16 protein-coding genes are annotated in these 18,932 nt (G+C 71.4%); 9 read left to right on the top strand and 7 right to left on the bottom strand.

Annotation, left to right across the window (positions count from 1 at the left end; all coding sequences use genetic code 11):
- Positions 1-102 precede the first annotated feature (102 nt).
- The 6 genes from FAF44_RS54460 to FAF44_RS06290 all read left to right on the top strand — a co-directional run bounded on the left by FAF44_RS54460 (position 103) and on the right by FAF44_RS06290 (position 5,836).
- Complete coding sequence (locus FAF44_RS54460; protein WP_272894135.1) at positions 103-1,521, top strand: CDP-alcohol phosphatidyltransferase family protein; 1,419 nt, start codon at positions 103-105, stop codon at positions 1,519-1,521.
- 11 nt (positions 1,522-1,532) lie between these two features.
- Positions 1,533-2,141, top strand: coding sequence for a DUF5941 domain-containing protein (locus FAF44_RS54455; RefSeq protein WP_272894134.1), 609 nt, complete (start codon positions 1,533-1,535; stop codon positions 2,139-2,141).
- Positions 2,142-2,217: 76 nt separating this feature from the next.
- Positions 2,218-2,952 carry a sugar phosphate nucleotidyltransferase gene (locus FAF44_RS06305; RefSeq protein ID WP_237102076.1) on the top strand — a complete coding sequence of 245 codons (735 nt, stop codon included), beginning with the start codon at positions 2,218-2,220 and terminating at the stop codon, positions 2,950-2,952.
- A 28-nt stretch (positions 2,953-2,980) separates the two neighbouring features.
- Entirely contained in the window at positions 2,981-4,021 is a 1,041-nt protein-coding gene (locus FAF44_RS06300; protein WP_237102136.1) for an iron-containing alcohol dehydrogenase family protein, read from the top strand.
- Positions 3,999-4,766, top strand: a complete 768-nt coding sequence (locus tag FAF44_RS06295) for a CDP-alcohol phosphatidyltransferase family protein (protein ID WP_237102075.1) — start codon at positions 3,999-4,001, stop codon at positions 4,764-4,766. The genes FAF44_RS06300 and FAF44_RS06295 overlap by 23 nt, the downstream gene beginning before the upstream one ends.
- A 185-nt stretch (positions 4,767-4,951) precedes the next feature.
- Positions 4,952-5,836, top strand: a complete 885-nt coding sequence (locus tag FAF44_RS06290) for a glycosyltransferase family 2 protein (protein WP_237102074.1) — start codon at positions 4,952-4,954, stop codon at positions 5,834-5,836.
- Between the two features lie 25 nt (positions 5,837-5,861).
- On the opposite strand, the gene FAF44_RS06285 is transcribed toward FAF44_RS06290, so the two are convergent.
- The 5 genes from FAF44_RS06285 to FAF44_RS06265 form a co-directional block, all read right to left on the bottom strand.
- A complete protein-coding gene (locus tag FAF44_RS06285; RefSeq protein ID WP_237102073.1) occupies positions 5,862-6,575 on the bottom strand; it encodes an acetoacetate decarboxylase family protein in 714 nt (237 codons plus the stop codon).
- Positions 6,576-6,646: 71 nt separating this feature from the next.
- Complete coding sequence (locus tag FAF44_RS06280; protein WP_237102072.1) at positions 6,647-7,609, bottom strand: glycosyltransferase; 963 nt, start codon at positions 7,607-7,609, stop codon at positions 6,647-6,649.
- 56 nt (positions 7,610-7,665) lie between these two features.
- Positions 7,666-8,898, bottom strand: coding sequence for an acyltransferase family protein (locus FAF44_RS06275; RefSeq protein WP_237102071.1), 1,233 nt, complete (start codon positions 8,896-8,898; stop codon positions 7,666-7,668).
- 176 nt (positions 8,899-9,074) lie between these two features.
- Positions 9,075-10,652 (bottom strand): LCP family protein, encoded by a 1,578-nt coding sequence (locus FAF44_RS06270; protein ID WP_237102070.1) that lies wholly within the window; start codon positions 10,650-10,652, stop codon positions 9,075-9,077.
- Positions 10,653-10,868: 216 nt separating this feature from the next.
- Entirely contained in the window at positions 10,869-12,305 is a 1,437-nt protein-coding gene (locus FAF44_RS06265) for a hypothetical protein (RefSeq protein ID WP_237102069.1), read from the bottom strand.
- Between the two features lie 561 nt (positions 12,306-12,866).
- Between FAF44_RS06265 and FAF44_RS06260 the strand changes: the two genes are divergently transcribed.
- The 3 genes from FAF44_RS06260 to FAF44_RS06250 all read left to right on the top strand — a co-directional run bounded on the left by FAF44_RS06260 (position 12,867) and on the right by FAF44_RS06250 (position 16,992).
- Complete coding sequence (locus FAF44_RS06260) at positions 12,867-14,897, top strand: glycosyltransferase family 39 protein (protein WP_237102068.1); 2,031 nt, start codon at positions 12,867-12,869, stop codon at positions 14,895-14,897.
- A gap of 95 nt (positions 14,898-14,992) precedes the next feature.
- A complete protein-coding gene (locus FAF44_RS06255) occupies positions 14,993-15,922 on the top strand; it encodes a glycosyltransferase family 2 protein (protein WP_237102067.1) in 930 nt (309 codons plus the stop codon).
- Between the two features lie 2 nt (positions 15,923-15,924).
- Positions 15,925-16,992: a glycosyltransferase family 4 protein gene (locus tag FAF44_RS06250; RefSeq protein WP_237102066.1), complete on the top strand. Its 1,068-nt coding sequence runs from the start codon at positions 15,925-15,927 to the stop codon at positions 16,990-16,992.
- On the opposite strand, the gene FAF44_RS06245 is transcribed toward FAF44_RS06250, so the two are convergent.
- Positions 16,890-17,852 carry a lysylphosphatidylglycerol synthase transmembrane domain-containing protein gene (locus FAF44_RS06245; RefSeq protein WP_237102065.1) on the bottom strand — a complete coding sequence of 321 codons (963 nt, stop codon included), beginning with the start codon at positions 17,850-17,852 and terminating at the stop codon, positions 16,890-16,892. The two genes, FAF44_RS06250 and FAF44_RS06245, sit on opposite strands and share 103 nt — an antisense overlap.
- A 9-nt stretch (positions 17,853-17,861) precedes the next feature.
- The coding region (locus FAF44_RS06240) for a hypothetical protein (RefSeq protein WP_237102064.1) at positions 17,862-18,932 on the bottom strand (1,071 nt) is incomplete at its 5' end.

Genomic DNA, 18,932 nt, shown 5'->3' with positions numbered 1-18,932 from the left:
GTAACGGTGCTGTTCCGTGATATCGCGTTGACCTGTCGCTACGCTGTGTCTACGCACCCCCCAGTCCATGTGCTCCACCCCGACCGGGAGGAGACCGGAGCTTTGCCCGACTCTTTGACCCGCGACAGCGCGACCACGTCGGTCGTGCTGCTCGCCACGACACCCGCGTGCAGGCTGGCCAGCGGCGACGGCACGCTGCTCGACCGCCTCGGCGAACAACTCGCCGCGCTGCCCGTACGCGGGGTGCAGGTCGTGACGGCCGACGGCGGCCTCGCGACCGACCTGCGCGGCGTGGCCAAGATCGCCCGCGCCGCCACGAGCGCCGTGGCCGTGCTGCCCGCCGACCTGGTGATCCACACCGAGGCCCTCGCGGCGCTGCTGGAGCATCCCTCCCACGGCAGCGCCGCGCTGATCTCGCACGACGCGACCCCCGGGCCGCTGCGCCCGCCCGCCCGCGTCGAGGGCGGCCGGGTCGTCGCGGCCGGCAGCTCGTTCCACCTCGTCCCCGAGGCGAACGCCACCTTCAGGGGCGTGCTGCAGACGGGCGAGGCCGACCTGGCCACGCTGGCCGACATCGCCGACGAGCTGGCCGAGCTGGCCGAGGCGGGCAAGCTCGGCCCCGTCACGCCGGTCGAGGCGGTCGATCTGCTGCTGGTCGGGCTGGTCAGGTCCGGGGTGGCCGTGCGCGCGGCCGGCATCGGGCCGCTGCACGCCGACCGGGTGGCGGGCCAGCACTCCGCCGACGCCGCCCTGACCAGGCTGGCGGAGGTGGACGAGGCCAAGGTCCGGCTCGACACCTCCGTCAAGGAGGACGACGGCTTCTTCGCCACGTTCTTCGTCTCCTCCTGGACCCGCCACCTGATCAAGCCCGCCGTACGCCTCAAGCTCGTCCCCAACACGGTCACCGCGATCTCGGCCGGGCTGGCGCTGCTGGCGGCCCTGTGGTTCTCGGCGGGCACCGAGGGCGGGCGGCTGGCCGGGGCGGTGCTGCTGATCCTGTCGTTCGCGCTCGACTGCCTCGACGGGCAGCTCGCCCGCTACACGCGCACGTTCTCGCCGCTGGGCGCGTGGGCCGACGGCATGTCCGACCGGTTCAAGGAGTACGCCGTCTACGTCGGCCTGGCCTTCGGCTCCGCCGCCGCCGACATCTGGTACCTGGCGGTGGCCGCGATGGTGCTGCAGGTCGTCAGGCACGCCGTCGACTACACGTACGTGGGCGCCGTGACCGACGCGGCCCGCGTCGGCGCGACGTGGGGCCGACCGGCCCGCTCGCTGCTGGAGTCGCAGGACGTGCGCCGCGCCCCCGGAGGCGTGCTCAAGCTCTCCCAGCGGCTCGAACGCGACACGATCGCCCGATGGCTGAAGAAGATCGTGGTGCTGCCGATAGGGGAGCGCATGGCCCTGATCGCGGTCACCGCCGTGATCTGGGGCTCCAGGGCCACGTTCCTGGCGCTGCTCGGCTGGGGCGGCGTGGCGGCCCTCTACCAGCTCGCCGGGCGGATCGCGAGGTCGGCACGATGATTTCGGTCCACATGACCCCCGTTCCCAGCAGCACCGTCGTGGCCTACCGCGACGACGGGCCGCTCTCGCGTGCCATGGGCCTGCTCGTGGCCGGGCAGCTCCCGCCGTTGCCGCCGGTGATCGCCGGCGCGTTCGTCACCGGCGTGCTGCTGCTGCTCGGCGTGGCCGGGAGCGACGGCCTGGCCGTGTTCGCGCCCGCCGTGACCCTGCTGCTGGCCGGCCCCGGCAGCACCCATCCGCACGACGGCCGCCTCGACTGGCTCGTGCCGCCGATCCTGCGGCTCATCGAGTACACCTTCATCGCGGCCTGCGGCTTCGCCCACGGCGTGCACCCCGTGGTGATCTTCGTCTTGCTCGGGGCACTGGCCTTCCACCACTACGATCTTGTCTACCGGTTGCGGCAGCACGTCTACCCGCCGCCGTGGCTGGCCACGGCCGGCCTCGGCTGGGACGGGCGGATGATGCTGGTCTCGCTGGTCGCGCTGTCGGGCTGGCTGACCGGCGGCTACGTGTTGCTCGCGCTCTACCTGTGGGGGCTGTTCGGCTGGGAGAGCCTGACGTGCTGGCTCGTCGCACCCCGTACAGGGGTCGAAGCGGCCGATATGGGAACGCAAGACTAACGCCGGATTACCCGCACGGGGTCCAAAGACGAATACTCTTTGGCCATCGGAGTCATGCTCGACTGAGGAGTGCACGTTGCTGGGAATGGTTCTGGCCGCTGGGGCCGGACGACGCCTGCGGCCGTACACCGACACGCTGCCCAAGGCGCTCGTGCCGGTCGACGGCGAAACCACGATCATGGACATCTCGCTGCGCAATTTCGCCGAGGTGGGCCTGCGGGAGGTCGTGGTCGTCGTCGGTTACGCGGCGCAGGCCGTACACGAGCGCAAGGACGCCCTGGAGGAGCGGCACGGCGTCAAGCTCACCCTCGTGCACAACGACAAGGCGGAGGAGTGGAACAACGCCTACTCCCTGTGGTGCGCGCGCGACTACTTCTCCCAGGGCGCGCTGCTGGTCAACGGTGACACCGTGCACCCGGTCTCGGTCGAGAAGACGCTGCTGTCCGCCCCCGAGACCAGCGACATCCTGCTGGCCGTCGACGACGTCAAGCAGCTCGCCGACGAGGAGATGAAGGTCATCCTCTCGCCCGAGGGCTCGCTGCGCCGCATCACCAAGCTCATGGACCCGGCCACGGCCTACGGCGAGTACATCGGCGCCACCCTCATCAGGCCGGGCGCGGGCGAGCGGCTGGCCGACGCGCTCAAGACCACGTTCGAGCGTGACCCGCAGCTCTACTACGAGGACGGTTACCAGGAGATGGTCGAGCGCGGCGAGCTCATCCACGCCGCGCCCATCGGAGCGGTCGACTGGGTCGAGGTGGACAACCACGACGACCTGGCCAAGGCCCGTGCCATAGCCGTTCACTACTGAGGGGGCGCGGATGCCGCTTCTAGCGAGGATGCTGCCGGCGCCGCTGACCATGGACGTCAGGCGCGGCGCGGTGGCACAGCTCGGCGCCCTGCTGGCCGACAGCCGGGTGGCGACCTCCGGCAGGGTCGCGGTCGCCGTCGGTCTCGGCCAGGGCGACCACATCGAGAGCCTCATCGCGCCCACGCTGGGCGAGGCAGAGGTGTTCAGGGTGGCCGACGGGACGGTCGACGCGGCCGTCTCGCTCGGCGCCGACCTGCGCAAGGCGGCCTATGAGGTGGTCGTGGGCGTCGGCGGCGGCAAGACGATCGACGTGACCAAGTACGCCGCTTCGCTGGCGGGCATCCCCATGGTCGCGGTGGCCACCAACCTCTCCCACGACGGCATCTGCTCGCCCACCGCCTCACTGATCTACGAGGGCGGCAAGGGCTCGTTCGGCGTGCCGATGCCGCTGGCCATCCTGGTCGACCTCGACTTCGTGCACAACGCGCCCGAGTCGCTGGTCAGGGCCGGTGTGGGCGACGTCGTCAGCAACCTGTCGGCGATCGAGGACTGGCAGCTCGGCAACGTCGAGCGTGGCGAGCCCATCGACGGGCTGGCCTGCTCGATGTCGCGCACGGCCGCCGAGGCGCTCGTCGGGCGCTCCGACTCCATCGAGTCCGACGCGTTCCTGACCGTGCTGGCCGAATCGCTGATCCTGTCCGGCATGTCGATGGTGGTCGCCGGGTCGTCCCGGCCCGCGAGCGGTGGCGATCATGAGATCCTTCATGCCGTGGACCAGCTCTTCCCCGGCACCTCCAACCACGGCGAGCTCGCCGGCATCGGCGCCGCCTTCTGCTTCTTCCTGCGCGACGACACGGCCCGCGTCAAGCAGGTCGTCGACTGCCTGCGCAGGCACCAGCTCCCGGTCGTGCCCGGCGACATCGGGCTGACCAGCGAGCAGTTCGCCGAGGTCGTGGCGCTGGCCCCGGCCACCCGTCCCGGCCGTTACACGATCCTGGAGCACCTGCGCATGCAGGACTCGGAGATCCGCGATCGGGTGGGGGACTATGTCCGGGCCTTCGGTAGCTGAGCTGCGGCAGGTGGCCCAGCCCCCGGGCCATCTGGAGCGCAGGAACGGCGAGCACTGGGCGGGCGTGCTCTACATGCGCCGCCTGTCGATCTACGTCACCTGGCTGTTCACCAAGACCTCGGTCACGCCCAACCAGCTCACCTGGGTCATGACCGTGGCGGGGGTCGCGGCCGGCTTCGCGCTGGCGCTGCCGGGGCTGTGGGCGGCCGTGCTGGCCGCCCTGCTGATCCAGGTCTACCTGTTGCTCGACTGCTCCGACGGCGAGCTGGCCCGCTGGACGGGCAAGACGTCCCTGGCCGGCGTCTACCTCGACCGGGTGGGCGCGTACTTCGCCGAGGCCGCGGTGCTGGCCGGGCTGGGCTGGCGGGCCTCGGCCGTGCTGCCCGACTGGTACACCGTGTTCGGCTTCGCCGCCGCGCTCGGCGCCATCCTCATCAAGGCGGAGAGCGACCTGGTGGAGGTGGCCAGGGCCAAGGGCGGGCTGGCGGCCTCGAGCGAGGCGTCGGCCGTGCAGTTCCGCTCCGGGCTGCTTGGGCTGGGGCGGCGGGTGCTGGCGGCGACGCGGTTCCACCGGATCGTGCAGCCGATCGAACTGTCGCTGCTCGCCGTGGTGGCCGCGGTGATCGACCTGATCGTCGGCGACCTCACGGCCACGCGGGTGCTCGTGGTGGCCTGTCTGGCCGCCGCCGCGCTGCAGACCGTGCTGCATCTGATCAGCATCATGGCGTCGAGGCGGCTCGCGTGAACTCGGGCCTGGAACCGAGCGGGCCTCCCGTCCGTCGTATTGATCGGACGTCCGCCGTTCGGTGGGGGTTCACTGCGGGTTCCGATACGCTTAGCTTCACCATTCCAGACCATGCAGACCAGCAGACTCGGTGATCATGAAAGAATGCTCCGCTCGTGTTCTCGACGCGTCAGGACAGTGATGCGTTGAAGATCTCGTGCGTCATCCTCACCATGGGCAACCGGGTCGCGGAGCTGAACCGGGCGGTCGAGTCCGCGCTGAACCAGGTCGACGGCGACGTCGAGGTGGTGATCGTAGGCAACGGTGCCGACGTGCCCCAGGTGTCGGCGACGCCACCCGAGGGGTCGGCCGCGGTCGTGAAAGCGATCCGGCTCGACCAGAACACGGGCATCCCCGCCGGCCGTAACCGGGGCGTGGAGGAGTGCTCGGGCGATGTCGTGCTGTTCCTCGACGACGACGGCTGGTACGCCAGCCCGAAGGTCGTGGCGCACGTACGCGACCGGTTCGCCACCGAGCCCGACCTGGCCGTGATCTCCTTCCGCATCATGGACCCCGAGGGGAGCGGCAGCCAGCGCCGCCACGTGCCGCGCCTGCGCGCCGGCGACCCGCAGCGCTCCTCGCCGGTCACCACGTTCCTCGGCGGCGCGTCGGCGATCAGGCGTTCGGCCTTCCTCCAGGTGGGCGGTCTTCCCGAGCGGTTCTTCTACGCGCACGAGGAGACCGACCTCGCCTGGCGGCTGCTCGGCGAGGGCTACCGGATCGAGTACGACGCCGAGACGGTGATGTACCACCCGCAGGTGCCGCCGACCAGGCACACCGAGTTCCACCGGCTCAACGCGCGCAACCGGGTCTGGCTGGCCCGGCGCAACCTGCCGTGGCCGCTGGCGGTGCTCTACCTGACCAACTGGGTCGTGCTCACCGTGATCCGCGAGCGCGGGGCGATGGGCGCGCTGAAGGCGTGGTTCTCCGGTTTCTTCGAGGGCCTGCGCACCTCGGCCGGCGAGCGCCGCCCGATGGCCTGGCGCACGGCCTGGCGGATGGTCAAGCTGGGCCGCCCGCCCATCGTCTGAGCCGCGCCGGACGTCCGGCCCGCGGTCATGTCTCGCGGGCCTCGCCGAAGATCATCTCGGCGTGCGAGATCGTCGTGCTGAACAGCGCCCGCTTGGGCAGGCCCAGCTCGCTCAGCTCCTTGGCGATGGGATGGTTGCCCAGGCGGATCAGCGCGCCGCCGGGCCGGACCCGGGCTCCCCTGGCGCGTACGGACCAGGGGACACGCCGCGTGACCCCGTCGCGATGCGTGTAGGCGTCGAGCGGCGCCATCGCCGCGCCGCCCGGCACCGGCACACCCGGCTTGATCAGCAGGTCGAGCACGAGCCGCCCGTCCTTGCGCAGGATGCACCTCTTGTACGGCGACGACAGCCGCAACTCGATGTCGGCCAGCTCCTTCGGGAACCCCCACAACGTGCGCCCGGCCTCCAGCGTGAACTGCTGGTCGACCGGCAGCCAGTGCACGAACACCCCGGCCCGGCGCAGCTCGGCCGGCCCCATGGAGCCCGACGAGCCCGGCGGGCGCACGAGGAAGGCCATGCCGAACTCGTGGTAGGTGTCGAGGTCGCCGTCGCGGTAGTCGACGAACAGCAGCACGCAGACGGCCTTGCCGGGCAGCACCTCGGCCACGTCGAGCCCCGAGTACGCGATCACCGCCCTGGCGGCGTCGGCGCGCACCGGGTAGAGGACGCTGCACACCTCGGCGTCCCTCACCCGTACGGGCATGCCCACAGTCCGGCCCTGGATCAGATGCGATGCCATGAGCCAAGTACATCAACCCGCGAGCCGCGTGGCCATTCCCGCCCGGGTGCCGTCTTCGGTCCGTACCGTCCTCAGACGGCCAGCGCGTGCGTGCGCACGCCGGCCCACGACTCGGCCCGGCGCACGAACTCCGCGGCGTGATCCGGCCAGTGGTGGCGCAGTCGCGCCTGCGCGTGCCCCAGCTCGCCGAGCCGCGCCCGCCGCGCCGGGTCGTCCTTCAGATCCAGGACGGCGTTCAGCACCGCGTCCACGTCCAGCGGCACCACGAGCCCGCACCCGGCGCTCTCGACCAGCGAGGCGCCCTGCGGGGTGGTGATCACCGGCAGCCCCCTGCCCATGTAGTCCATGATCTTCGTGGGTGCGGTCCGCACCGTGTCGCCCGCCAGGGACAGCCCGGCCAGCGCGCCCTCGGCCATCCGCAGGGCGTGTCGGTTCGGCACGTACCCGAACCAGTCGAGCAGGCCCACCCGCTGGGCGTCGCGCAGCAGCGGCCGCACGTCGCGGGCCGCGGCGCCGATCAGGTCGAGCCGGACGCCGTGCGGCACCAGCCGCTCGGCCAGCCCGATCAGCTCGGTCACGCCGCGATTGGCCGACAGGCGGCCGATGTGCACGACCCTGGTGTCCCCGGGAGGCGGAGGACCGGGCGACACCAGGGTCGCCTCCGGGACCACGGCCGGCGTGATCACCTGGTGACGCCGTTCGGCGCGGGCGAGCCGCCGGGCGGTGACCTGCTCGCGGACGTCCCAGACGACCCGGGGGCGCCGGTGGGGCAGGGCGCTCAGCAGCCGTTGCTCGTGCACGATCAGCAGGTCCGCGCCCCGCACGCCACGCCTGAGCGCGCTGCGCGCCCGGCCGGACGTGGCCAGATGCCCGACGTCGATCGCGGTCAGGCCCATGGCGGGGGTCACGTTGAAATAGGTGAAGGGCGCGACGTAGGTCACCTCGTGGCCCGCGTCGAGCAGCGCCCGGATCTGCCGGTGCATGATCCGGGCGTCCTCGGGATGGTGGACGGTCGTGGCGACACATGCGCGCATGTGTCGATGCTGAGCGCTCACCAGGTCAAAGGCGTTAATGCGGGTGGAACGGCTGCTTAACTTCGGGAGGGGCGACGATAGAGCCAGATGAGGCGGGGCTCCAGCACCCACTTGAAGACGGTGCGGGTCTCCGGCAGGCACAGGATGATCGCCAGCGCGAAGCAGCTCGCGCTGATCGCCAGCACGCCCAGCGGCCCGTACAGCCACGGGAACGACAGCCAGCCCATCTCCTTGGCGATCAGCACCGGGACGCCGTGCAGCAGGTAGCAGTACAGCGTGCGGGTGCCGAGGTCGGTGTACCACGTCTCGCGCCTGGGCACCAGCGCCAGCACGGCGACGCACATGGCCAGCGCGCACACCAGCAGCCCGACGCGCAGGCCGAGGCCCATGTACCAGGACAGGCCGAGGTCCTGGTAGCTGTTCTTGTAGTAGAACGGGCCCAGCTTGGCCCAGGGCGCGATGAGGATCGCCACGGCCGCCGCGCAGAGCACGACGACCCCCGACACGATCTTGATCCACCGCCGGTTGAGCAGCTCGAAGTGCTCGGGCTGCAGCACCAGGCCGATCACGAAGAAGGGCAGCAGGCCGAAGAAGCGGTCCATGCTGAAGTCGCCCGAGATCTGGGAGAACCCGGCGAACAGGTAGATGGCGATCGCCACCGGGACGGGATACTTCATCCGCTTCCACACCGGCGTGGACAACCGCCAGAACAGCAGCGCCAGCAGGTACCAGTTGAGCCAGGCCGGGTCGATGATCGTCAGGCTCCACTTCTGCCCGAGGGCGGTGCGGAGCGCGGCGTAACCGACCTCGACGATCACGTACGGCACGAGGAACGTGTCGACCAGCTTGTTGGTCTTCGCGTTGGAGTTCCAGAAATTCCTGGACAGGTAGCCGCTGACCACCACGAACAGCGGCATGTGGAAGACGTAGATGAAGATGTAGGCCGCCCGCGCCGAGTCGGCGGCCAGGGTCGGCACCAGCGAGTGCCCGACCGGCACCAGCGCGATCAGGATGAACTTGACGTTGTCGAGGAACGGATCGCGCTTGCGCTGCTTGGCCGGCTCCGGCTGCGGCTCCTGCCGTTCCTGGGCGCGCTCACCGGACTTCGGCGCCTCGGTCACCGCCGCCTGCGGCGCCGTGCGGTCGCCGGGGGCGGCGCCGTGCGGGTCGGTGGACTCGCTCCAGAACGCCTCTTCCGGCAGCGGCCAGCGAGCTCCTGTGTTGGCGGGCCCTTGCTCCTCGGGGCTCCGCTGGGGCGTGGCCGATGGGGAGGATCTGGTGTCAGACACAGGGAGAGTCGCTCAGCTTCACTCGGGGCCGGGGAACCGCGACGACAACGGGATCAGGAACACCCTTTCGGCTCCGTGTCGCGCTGCGCCGCCAACCCACGACACACTATCCCGCTTCGCGGGCGCTGTCTCTTGCAGTGACGCAGAACGCCCGGTTACACAGGGAATTCGGAGCCTCAGGTGCACACGTTCCGCTGCTCGGACGCGGTGAGCGAGTTCTGCTGGACGCTGTCGGGCAGCTTGGTGACCTTGACCGAGTCGAAGTCCTCGCCGACTACGAGCTGGATGATCGGAGTGCCCTTCGGGGCGGCTCCGGCCGCGGCCGTGGTGGTCGAGGAGTACGTCTGCGGGTTGGTCGCGGCCACCTTGCCCGAGGCCGCCTGCGGCTTGGGCAGCACCGAGGCGCCCAGCACGACGGCGTGGTCGGCGGCGGCCTCGACCGTCTTGGCGTAGTGGATCTCGCTCTTGGGCAGGCTCACCCCGCCCGGCGCCTCGAAGTTGCCCAGCCCGACGACGTTGAAGCCCTGCTTGGCCAGCTCGTCGGCGACCTCGCGGGCCTTGCCCACGGTCTTGGTGCCGTTGAGCACCTGGACCCGGACCTGCTCCGGCTTGACCTTGGCCTTCGGCTTGGCGCTCGTGCCGGTGCCCGCGCTGGCGCTCGGCGTCGCGGCCGTGACCTCGGTGTCGGTCCTGATCGCGGTGAACAGCTCGGTGGCGTCCGGCTCCTTCCAGACCACCCTGTTGGGGTCTTCGGGGGCGGGGCCCCAGGGCACCGTGATGAACTTCACGCCGTTGGCCGTCATCTCCTTGGCGCTCATCGCGATCCGGATGAGCTGCTCGGTGTCGTTGGCCAGCTCGGGGTCCATCGTGACCGACTGGCCCGCCGCCGCCACGAAGTCGCGCAGTCGGCCCACGTCGGTGAGCAGCTCGCTGCTGGTGGCCTTGGCGACGACCTTGCTCAGGAAGATCTGCTGGCGCTTGATGCGCTGGATGTCGCTGCCGTCGCCGTACTTGCGCAGGCGCACGTAGCCGAGCGCCTTCTCGCCGTCCAGCAGGCTCTTGCCGGCCGGCAGCACCAGCTTGGACGCCTTGTCGTTGACGCCCGTCTTCAGGCAGATCTCGATGCCGTCGAGCGCGTCCACGATGTTCTTGAAGCCGCTGAAGTCCACCTCGACGAAGTGGTTGACGCGGATGCCGGTGAGGGTCTCGATGGTGGACATCGTGCAGGCGATGCCGCCGGAGCTGTACGCCGAGTTGATCATGTCCCGGCGCGGGGCCATCTCCTGCTTGGTGGCCTCGTTCTTGCACTTCGGGATCTGCACCAGCGAGTCGCGGGGGAAGCTGATGAGCTGGGCCTTGTCCCGGTCGGGGGAGATGTGCATGAGGATGATCGTGTCGGTGCGCTTGCCGCCCGCGTCGGCCTGCCGCGCGAGTTGCTGCCCGTACTTCGCGTTGCCCTCGCCCGCCCGCGTGTCGGAGCCGACGAGCAGCACGTTGAGCGCGCCCGTCTCCGGGGGCCGCGGGTTGATGATGTCGCCCTTGACGCTCTTCTCGTTGATGTTGCTGAAGGCGTCGCGGTAGACGGTGTACGCGGTCAGCGCGCCCGCGACCATCACCGCGGTGACCCCGATGCTGACGTAGGCCAGCACCCGCATCTTGGCCTGGCCGTTCGGGCCGTCGCCGGAGCGGTGGCCGCGTGGCGGGTGGTCGTCGGGCGGGGGCGGCGTCGCCCCGGTGGCCTGTCTGCGCGCCATCCGGCTGCCCGGCTGCGTGGCGGCGGCACGGTGGTCCTGCGCGGAATCGACTACCGGCCCACTCCTGTAGTCACTCATACGGCCCTTAGCCTCACTCCTTGCGCCGCCGGATTGATCGCTCCGCGCCACGAGACTAGGTCACGTACGGCGTGCTCCGAGCCATGATCACGGGGAATGACCGTGACCCGGGTGTGATGTTTCCGCGGGAAAGCATACTCAGAGCCGGACATTGGGTGGAATATCATTGCCAAACTCTTTCGCCCTCTGATCGCCACCGGTTTGTCGGAGTAGGTCGGGCCTGATGCTCTGGGCCGCCGCCAGACAGGCCAGGGGCACGGCCGGCAACACGTACCGGTAGTCGAACTCCGCGGCCGCGGCCGGTGTGATCAGCAGCACGACGGCCACCGACCAGGGCACCAGCCAGACCGGGCCCGCCGCCAGACGCGCCGCCTCGCGCCTGCGGGCGAACGCCGCCACCGGTGGCACGAGCAAGATCCCCAGGAGCACCGGGCCGGGCAGCCGCACCATGTTCTGGTAGGCCCGCAACCATCCGGCGAAGGGCTCCACGATCTCCGTGCCGATCGCGCCCTGCTCGTAGAGCTTGGCATAGTCGGCACCGACCTGCGCGGGATAGCGGCCAGGTGGTCCGGGCTCGGTGACCGGAAACTGGTAATAGCCGTAGATCTCGGCGTCGGGGTAGACCGGCCGGTCCCAGGTGAACGTGCGGCCCGCCTCGCGCAGCACGGAGGCGGCGTAGTCGAGCGGCTGCGTGGTGATCGCCAGCGTCGCGAACCTGGCCGCCAGGTCGTCGTTCTCCTTCGTGAACGTGATGCCCGGCCGCAGCACCAGCGGGGAGTCCGCGGCCCAGATGTACTCCTGCGACGGCGGGCGCCGCTCAGGCGGGCGCGGGTCGCACAGCACCCGCAGGTCGGCCGGCGGGTTCATCTCGGCGCAGTCGGCGAAGGACATCGTCCGGGCGTACATGAAGACGCCGTTCGCGCCGACCAGGCCGACCCGCTGGTACGTGGCGTAGAACCAGGCCCCGTACGCGAGGACCGGCACCAGGGCGGCGGCCAGCAGCACGCCGGCGGGCCTGAGCCGGCGCGACAGCGAGCCCGACGAGCCGAGCCGGCCGCGCAGCGCGAACCAGGCGGCCAGCACCACGATGAGCGGCTGGCCGACCGTCCTGGTGAGCGTCGCGGCGGCCAGCAGCAGGCCGATGGCGGCGACGGCACCCGTCCGGCGGGTCGTGCACAGCGCCACGGCGGCCACGACCAGGAACGTGAACAGCGTGTCCGAGACGAGCAGGTGCTCCAGCTCGATCTGGTACGCGTCCAGCAGCACCGGAGCCGCCGCCAGCGTCGCCACCCACCTCGGCGCGCGCCTGGCCACCCGGCGGGCGGCCAGGTAGACCAGGACGCCGGTGGCCAGGCCGAGCAGGTGCTGGGCCGCCGCCACCACGCCGAACGAGTGCAGGGGCTCCAGCAGCTTGAGGAACATGGAGTAGCCGGCCGGGCGCACGAGGTCGGGACGGGGCCTGAAGACGGTGACCACGTAGGTGTAGGTGTCGGGGAACCAGAGGGCCGGGCGGTAGCCGAGCATGGCCAGGACCCGCAGGATCGTCCCGACGGCCAGGACGGCCAGGAACCACACATGCCGGCGCGCCCAGCGCCGCGGATCGCGCGGCAGCCGGCGGCGGCCCCGGCCAGTCCTGGCGGGCGTCTCCTCGCGAGCCTCCGAGGCTCGGTCGGTCTTCGCGGGCGTCTCTTCGCGAGCTTCCGAGGCTCGGTCGGTCTTCGCGGGCGTCTCTTCGCGAGCTTCCGAGGCTTGGTCGGTCTTCGCGGGTTCTCCTTCGCGAGCTTTCGAGCCCTGGTCGGTCTTCGCGGGCTCCCCTTCGCGAGCCTCCGACCTCAATGCACGTTCACCCGCTTCTTCCGGCACGTTGCGTACGCTACCGGCCCCGGCGAGCGCGCCGTGCCCGTGCCGCGCTGCCGGTCGGCCGCCTTGCGGGTGGGGCGACCGGCCCTCGTGCGGCCGGGCCGGCGTGCGGGTGGGACTGGTTCTTGCGGGGTTGCCCCCTGTCCTCGTGCGGTGCGGTGCGGCCGGCGTGCGCGTGGGCGGCCGGTTCCTTCGGAGTCACCCCGGCCTTCCCGCGGCCGGTGCGGCGTGCGGGTGGGGCGGCCGGGTCCTGGGGTTGGATACGCTCGCTCTCCGATGGGACTCGATCGACCCGGCCGGATGCTCGCCACGCTGTCCGTGCTGCCGGCGCTGGCCGTGGCGGGCTGGCTGCTGGCGGGGTTGCCGCTGCTGCTGCTCGGCCGGTTCGCGCCGCTGCCCGCCGCGCTGCTCGGGGTGCCGCTGGCCGCGCTGCTGTGCTGGGCGGGCGTCCGGCGGCTCGGCGACGCCGCGGCCGAGGGCGATGCCGAGCGCGGCGAGGCCCGGACGTGGCAGGTCGCCGGTGTCTTGGGGGTGGCCCTCGCGTCGGGCGTGGTCAACGCGATCATGCACAGCGAGCAGATCGCCGTCAGGCGCGATCCCGCCACCTACGCCCAGTACGCCGCCTGGATCGCCGGCCACGGCTCGCTGCCCATCCCCGTCCAGGCCGAGGCGTTCGGCGGGCCGGATCCCGCGCTGGAGTTCGTCAGCGTCGGGTTCTTCGGCGCGGACGGGGCGGTGTCGCCGCAGTTCATGCCGGGCTCGCCGATGTTGTTCGCGATCGGCTACTGGCTGGGCGTGCCCTACCTGGTGCCGGCCGTGCTGGGCGCGCTGGCCGTGCTCACGGTGGCCGGGGTGGTGGCGCGGCTGGCGGGGGCCCGGTGGGCGGTGGTGGCGGCGACGGCCTTCGCCGTGAGCCTGCCGATCATCTACACCTCGCGCACCACGTTCAGCGAGATCCCGTCGCTGATCCTGCTGTTCGGCGGGCTGGCGCTGGCGCACGACGCGCTGGCCCGGCGGGAGCGGGGCCGGGCGCTGCTGGCCGGGCTGGTGCTCGGGCTGGCCGTCCTGGTGCGCGTGGACGGGCTGCGCGACGTGCTGCCGGCACTGGCGTTCGCCGGGTTGCTGCTCGCCATGCGGCGGTTGCGCAGGCCGGAGGGCGTGGTCGGGGCGCCGCTGCTGCTGGGGCTGGTGGCCGGGGCCGGGACCGGGATGGCGGCGGCGTACCTGCTGGCCCGTCCGTACCTGGCGTACCTGTCCGGCTCGGTGCTGCCGCTGCTGGCCATCGGCGGGGTCGTGCTCGCGCTCACCGCGGCCGGTACGGCCGCCGCCCCCGTCCTGGCCCGGGTGCGGCTGCCGCGCTGGGCCCCGAGGACCGGGGCGGTGCTGGTCGTGCTGCTGATGGCGGCCCTGTACGCGCGCCCGTGGGTGCAGACCGTGACCCGCGACCCGCTGAGCGCGGACGACCGCCGCACGTACGAGATGATCGAGCAGATCCAGCGGGCCAACGGCCTGCCCGCCGACGGCACGCGGCTCTACTTCGAGAACTCCCTGCACTGGGTGGCCTGGTACGTCGGCCTCCCCGCCGTCGTGCTGGCCACGATCGCCGCCGCCCTGCTCGTACGCAGGCTGCTGCGCGACGGCTCGTCGTTCGAGTGGCTGCTGCCGCTCGCGATCGTGGGCTGGACCACCGTCACGACGCTGCTGCGGCCCGAGATCACCCCCGACCACCCGTGGGCCGCCCGCCGCCTGGTCCCGGTCGTGATCCCCGGGATGATCCTGCTGGCCGCGTACGGGCTGGCGAGGTTGCGCCGGCTCACCGACCGGCACGGGCCGCTCGTGCTGAAGTGGGGCATGGCGACGGCGGTGCTGCTCGTGCTCGTGCCGCCCGCCGTGACCTCGATCGGGACGGCGTTCACGCCGGTCGAGCGGGGGGAGGCGGCGGCGGTCGCGGCGATGTGCGCGAAGCTCCCGGCCGACGCCTCGGTGCTGGCCGTCGAGCGGGTCACCGGCGACCGGTTCACGCAGGTGGTGCGGGGCATGTGCGGGAAGCCGGCGGCGAAGGTGGCGCGTCAGGGCTCCGACCTGGCCGCCGAGTTCGAGGTGCGCCGGCTGGCGGAGCGGGTGCGGGCGGCGGGCCGGGTGCCCGTCGTGCTGGGGGCCGAGGAGGGGCAGGTCGCACCGTACGGGGCGGCTGCGCAGGTCATCGAGCTGGTCACCCGCCAGGACGAGCGCTCGCTCACCGAGGCTCCGGACGGCACGTGGTCACTGCGGATGAACGTGTGGATGGCGGTCGCGGGCCCGCAGTGAAATGGGCCAGACTGGTATGAGAGATCCGGGAATCGGGGCCCCCGCTGGGCTGATGTGGACTCGGCCTTTGGCTGGGCAGAGTAACCTCGACCCCCGTGAGCACGCTTGAGACCCCCAAGAGTGGAATTGCCGTGGAAGAAGCGCCGTACGTCACGATCGTCCTGCCCTGCTACAACGAGCAGGATCACGTCCTCGACGAGGTGGAGCGCATCACCAGGGCGATGGACTCGAGCGGCTACACCTACGAACTGGTCGCCGTGGACGACTGCTCGACCGACGAGACCCTGTCCAGGCTCAAGCAGGCCGCGCCCGACTACCCCCACCTGCGCATCCGCGCCTTCCACCGCAACGGCGGCGCGGGCACCGTGCGGCGCATCGGCTCGCAGGAGGCCAGGGGCGAGATCGTCGTCTGGACCGACGCCGACATGTCCTACGCCAACGAGCGCATCCCCGAGTTGGTGCAGATCCTGGAGAAGGACGCCACCATCGACATGGTGGTCGGGGCCCGCACCAGCGAGGAGGGCTCGCACAAGCTGCTGCGCGTCCCGGCCAAGTGGGTGATCCGCAAGGTGGCGGAGATGCTCGCCGGGCAGAAGATCCCCGACCTCAACTCCGGCCTGCGCGCCTTCCGCAAGGCGGTGGCCCGGCCCTACCTGCGGCTGCTGCCCCCCGGCTTCTCCTGCGTCACCACGATCACGCTGTCGTTCCTGTCGAACCAGCACGACGTGCACTACCTGCAGACCGAGTACGCCAAGCGGGCGGGCAAGTCGAAGTTCAGCTTCGTCTCCGACGCCTACCGCTACATCCTGCAGGTGCTGCGGATGATCATGTACTTCAACCCGCTCAAGGTGCTCATGCCGCCCGCGTTGTGGCTGGTGGCCATCGGGTTCGTCAAGGGCGTCTGGGACATGATCCAGCACCCGTTCTACTTCCCCGCCAACACCGTCATGATCTTCCTGTCCGGGATGTTGATCGGGTCGGTGGCGCTGCTCGCCGACCTGATCGTGCGCTCGCGGGGAGAGTGACGTTGCGGATCGCGATCGTCGGCCCGACCTATCCGTACAAGGGGGGCGGGGCCCAGCACACCACCGAGCTGGCGCACCGGCTGGCGGCGCTCGGCCACGACGTGGTGATCGAGTCGTGGCGGGCGCAGTATCCGTCCTTCCTCTACCCCGGGCAGCAGACGATCTCCGCGCCCGAGGGCACGCCCTATCCGAAGACCGCGCGGCGGCTCGACTGGCGGCGGCCCGACGGCTGGGTGACGGCCGGACGGCGGTTGCGCTCGGCCGATCTGGTCGTGCTGGCGGTGCTGAGCCCGATCCAGGTGCCCGCCTACCTCGGCATCCTGTACGGAATCGGGCGCAGGACCCCGGTCGTCGCCCTGTGCCACAACGTGCTGCCGCACGAGCGCAAGCCGTACGACGAGCCGCTGATGAAGGCCCTGCTCAAGCGGGTCGACGGCGTGCTGGCACACTCCGAGGAGCAGGCCGGGCTGGCCAGGGGGCTCACGTCCAGCCGGGTCAGCGTGGCGGGGCTGCCGCCGCACCTGCCGTCCGCGGCCGGGGAGAGCGCCGGCCAGGAGGTGCGCCGCAGGCTGCTGTTCTTCGGCATGGTGCGGCCGTACAAGGGACTGGACCTGCTGCTCCGGGCGCTGCCCGAGGGCATCGGGCTGACGGTCGCCGGCGAGTTCTGGGGCGGGCTCGACGAGACCCGGGCGCTGATCGGCGAACTGGGCATCGGCGACCGCGTGGAACTGCGCCCCGGGTACGTCGCCGCCGATGACGTGCCGGCGCTGTTCGCCGCGGCCGACGCGCTCGTGCTGCCCTACCGCAACGCCACCGCCAGCCAGAACGTGTGGCTCGCGCACGAGCACGGCGTGCCCGTGATCGCCACCCGCGTCGGCGCACTGGCCGACCACGTCACCGACGGCGTCGACGGGCTGCTGGTCGAGCCGGGCGACGCCGGGGCGCTGCGCGAGGCGATCGAGCGGTTCTACGCCTCCGGCGAGCCCGAGAGGTTGCGGTCGGGCGTCAAGGCGGTCGATCCCGAGCCGTTCTGGTCGGCGTACGCGGGGGCGCTGCTCGGCGCCGCCTGACGGCCCAGCACGAACGCGATGCCGGCCGCCGCCGCGTCGCCCAGCGTGAACGCCAGCCGCGACACGATCCCCACCGCGAGCGCGGCCGGAGTGCCGATGACCGGCCCGAGCGCGAGCACGAGAGCGCCCTCCCTGACCCCGACCCCGGCCGGCACGACCACGGTCAGGATGCCGATCGCCCAGGCGAAGGCGTAGGCCCCGGTCGAGATCACGTACAGGTCGGCGTGGCTGGCGACGAGCCAGATGTGCAGGCCGTAGATGAGCCAGCCCAGCGCCGTCCAGGCCACCGCGACCAGCACCGTACGGCCCGGCAGCACGCTCTCCAGCGGCTCCCTGCGCGCGACGCGCAGCGCCAGGTTGAGCCCCCAGGTGAGCACCTTCGGATGCAGGCACACGATGATCACCGGCACGAGCAGCACGACGTACCAGATCTGCCGGACCGACTCCAGCGTGCCCAGCGTGGCGGCGGCGATCGAGATCGCCACCCCGAGGTTGATCACCAGCCCCAGGGAGATCGTCGCGAACGTGCGCCGCGGCGGGCTGCCGTGATCGCGCCCGAGCTCCATCATCGCCGCGTACGCCCACACCGCGCCCGGGATGTACTTCCCGAGTTGCCCCACGAACATGATCCGCCCGGCGATCCGCACCGGCACTCGCGTGCCGAGCCCCGCCAGGATCTCCCGCCAGGCCAGCAACATGCAGAACTGCCCGGCCAGCACCGCGACGAACGACCCGAGCACCGCCCACGGTGACATCGCGCCCAGCACGGTCGTGGTCTCGCCCCAGTTGGCGGCCAGCCCGTAGCCCAGGAAACCCAGCGCGACCAGGGCCAGGACGATGCGCAGCAAGCGGCGGAGCATTGGCTCAGGTTACGCGCGGTTCTCCAGGTAAAGCCAGAGCGCGACCCCCGCGAGCACCGCCACCGCGGCCAGCACCGCCAGGGTGATCTTCACCACGCTGTACGGCCGGTCGCCCTGGACCTCGCCGCTCGCCCCGTTGACCAGCACCTGGTACGTCTTCCCGCCCAGCAGGTAGCTGCCCACCCAGACCGGGAGCAGCACCAGCTTGAACGTCTCGTCCGCGTAGGTCGTGCGTACCGAGTGCACCCGTTGTTCGTCGCCGCCGATGTCGCCGCGGCAGTCGACCTGGATGATCTCGGCCATGACGCGTTTGACCTGCTCCATGCCCTCCTGCGGCTCGGTGTCGTACCGCAGGGTGTGGTGCCCGGCCACGTAGGCGGGGTCGAACGGCATCGCGCGCTCCAGCGGCCAGGGCTCCAGCGCGACCAGCCGCTCCCGCGGGAGCTGCCGCGTCGCCGCCGTGAGCAGGTCGTCGAAGTCGCGCGCCACCCTGCCGCTCGCCGGGTACCAGCGAGTACGCCGTTCACGACGGGTCTGCTGCTTGCCGTTGGAGTCGGTGTAGCTCGTGTTCACCCAGTAGTGCTGGCCGCGCTGACCGGTGTAGTCGGAGACGGTGCGGGCGTCGAACGTCCAGTGCGGCAGGTACGTGCTCTTCATCGTCTCCGCCTCGGTGACCTTCTTGAGACGGTTCGGGGCGAACCAGCGGCTCTTCACCCACGCGCGCAGCGCCTGCCTGGCGCCGTCCCGGTCGATCCCGAACGGGAGCACGGCCTCGGGGGCGATCTGGGTGTCGTTCGCCACGTCGGCGACCAGGGGGGTGCCGCAGAACTGGCAGGCCCCGGAGAGCGCGTCGCTCTCGGTGCGGGCGCCGCAGCGGGGGCAGCAGAACTGGTTCGGGGCCAGGGACCGGACGCGGGGCTTGGCGGCGAGGAAGGCGTCGTAGGAGAACTCCCTGATCTGCCGGTCGGGCGCGGCGATCGGCTGCTCCAGGCCGCAGTACGGGCAGCGCAGGACGGTCGTGCCCGGGGCGAACGCCACGCTGGCGCCGCAGCCCTGGCAGGGGTGGGCAGGGGTCTGGGT

The organism is Nonomuraea sp. MG754425, from assembly GCF_021699195.1.
In the GTDB taxonomy this organism is placed as follows: domain Bacteria; phylum Actinomycetota; class Actinomycetes; order Streptosporangiales; family Streptosporangiaceae; genus Nonomuraea.
This window is presented reverse-complemented; position numbering and strand designations above follow the sequence as displayed.

Bases quoted from the DNA above. Each gene is read 5' to 3' on its own strand.
- FAF44_RS06295 (WP_237102075.1), top strand. From the start codon at position 3,999: ATGTCCGGGCCTTCGGTAGCTGAGCTGCGGCAGGTGGCCCAGCCCCCG.
- FAF44_RS06280 (WP_237102072.1), bottom strand. From the start codon at position 7,609: ATGCGCGCATGTGTCGCCACGACCGTCCACCATCCCGAGGACGCCCGG.
- FAF44_RS06300 (WP_237102136.1), top strand. From the start codon at position 2,981: ATGCTGCCGGCGCCGCTGACCATGGACGTCAGGCGCGGCGCGGTGGCA.
- FAF44_RS06245 (WP_237102065.1), bottom strand. From the start codon at position 17,852: ATGCTCCGCCGCTTGCTGCGCATCGTCCTGGCCCTGGTCGCGCTGGGT.
- FAF44_RS06270 (WP_237102070.1), bottom strand. From the start codon at position 10,652: ATGGCGCGCAGACAGGCCACCGGGGCGACGCCGCCCCCGCCCGACGAC.
- FAF44_RS06260 (WP_237102068.1), top strand. From the start codon at position 12,867: ATGGGACTCGATCGACCCGGCCGGATGCTCGCCACGCTGTCCGTGCTG.
- FAF44_RS06285 (WP_237102073.1), bottom strand. From the start codon at position 6,575: ATGGCATCGCATCTGATCCAGGGCCGGACTGTGGGCATGCCCGTACGG.
- FAF44_RS54455 (WP_272894134.1), top strand. From the start codon at position 1,533: ATGACCCCCGTTCCCAGCAGCACCGTCGTGGCCTACCGCGACGACGGG.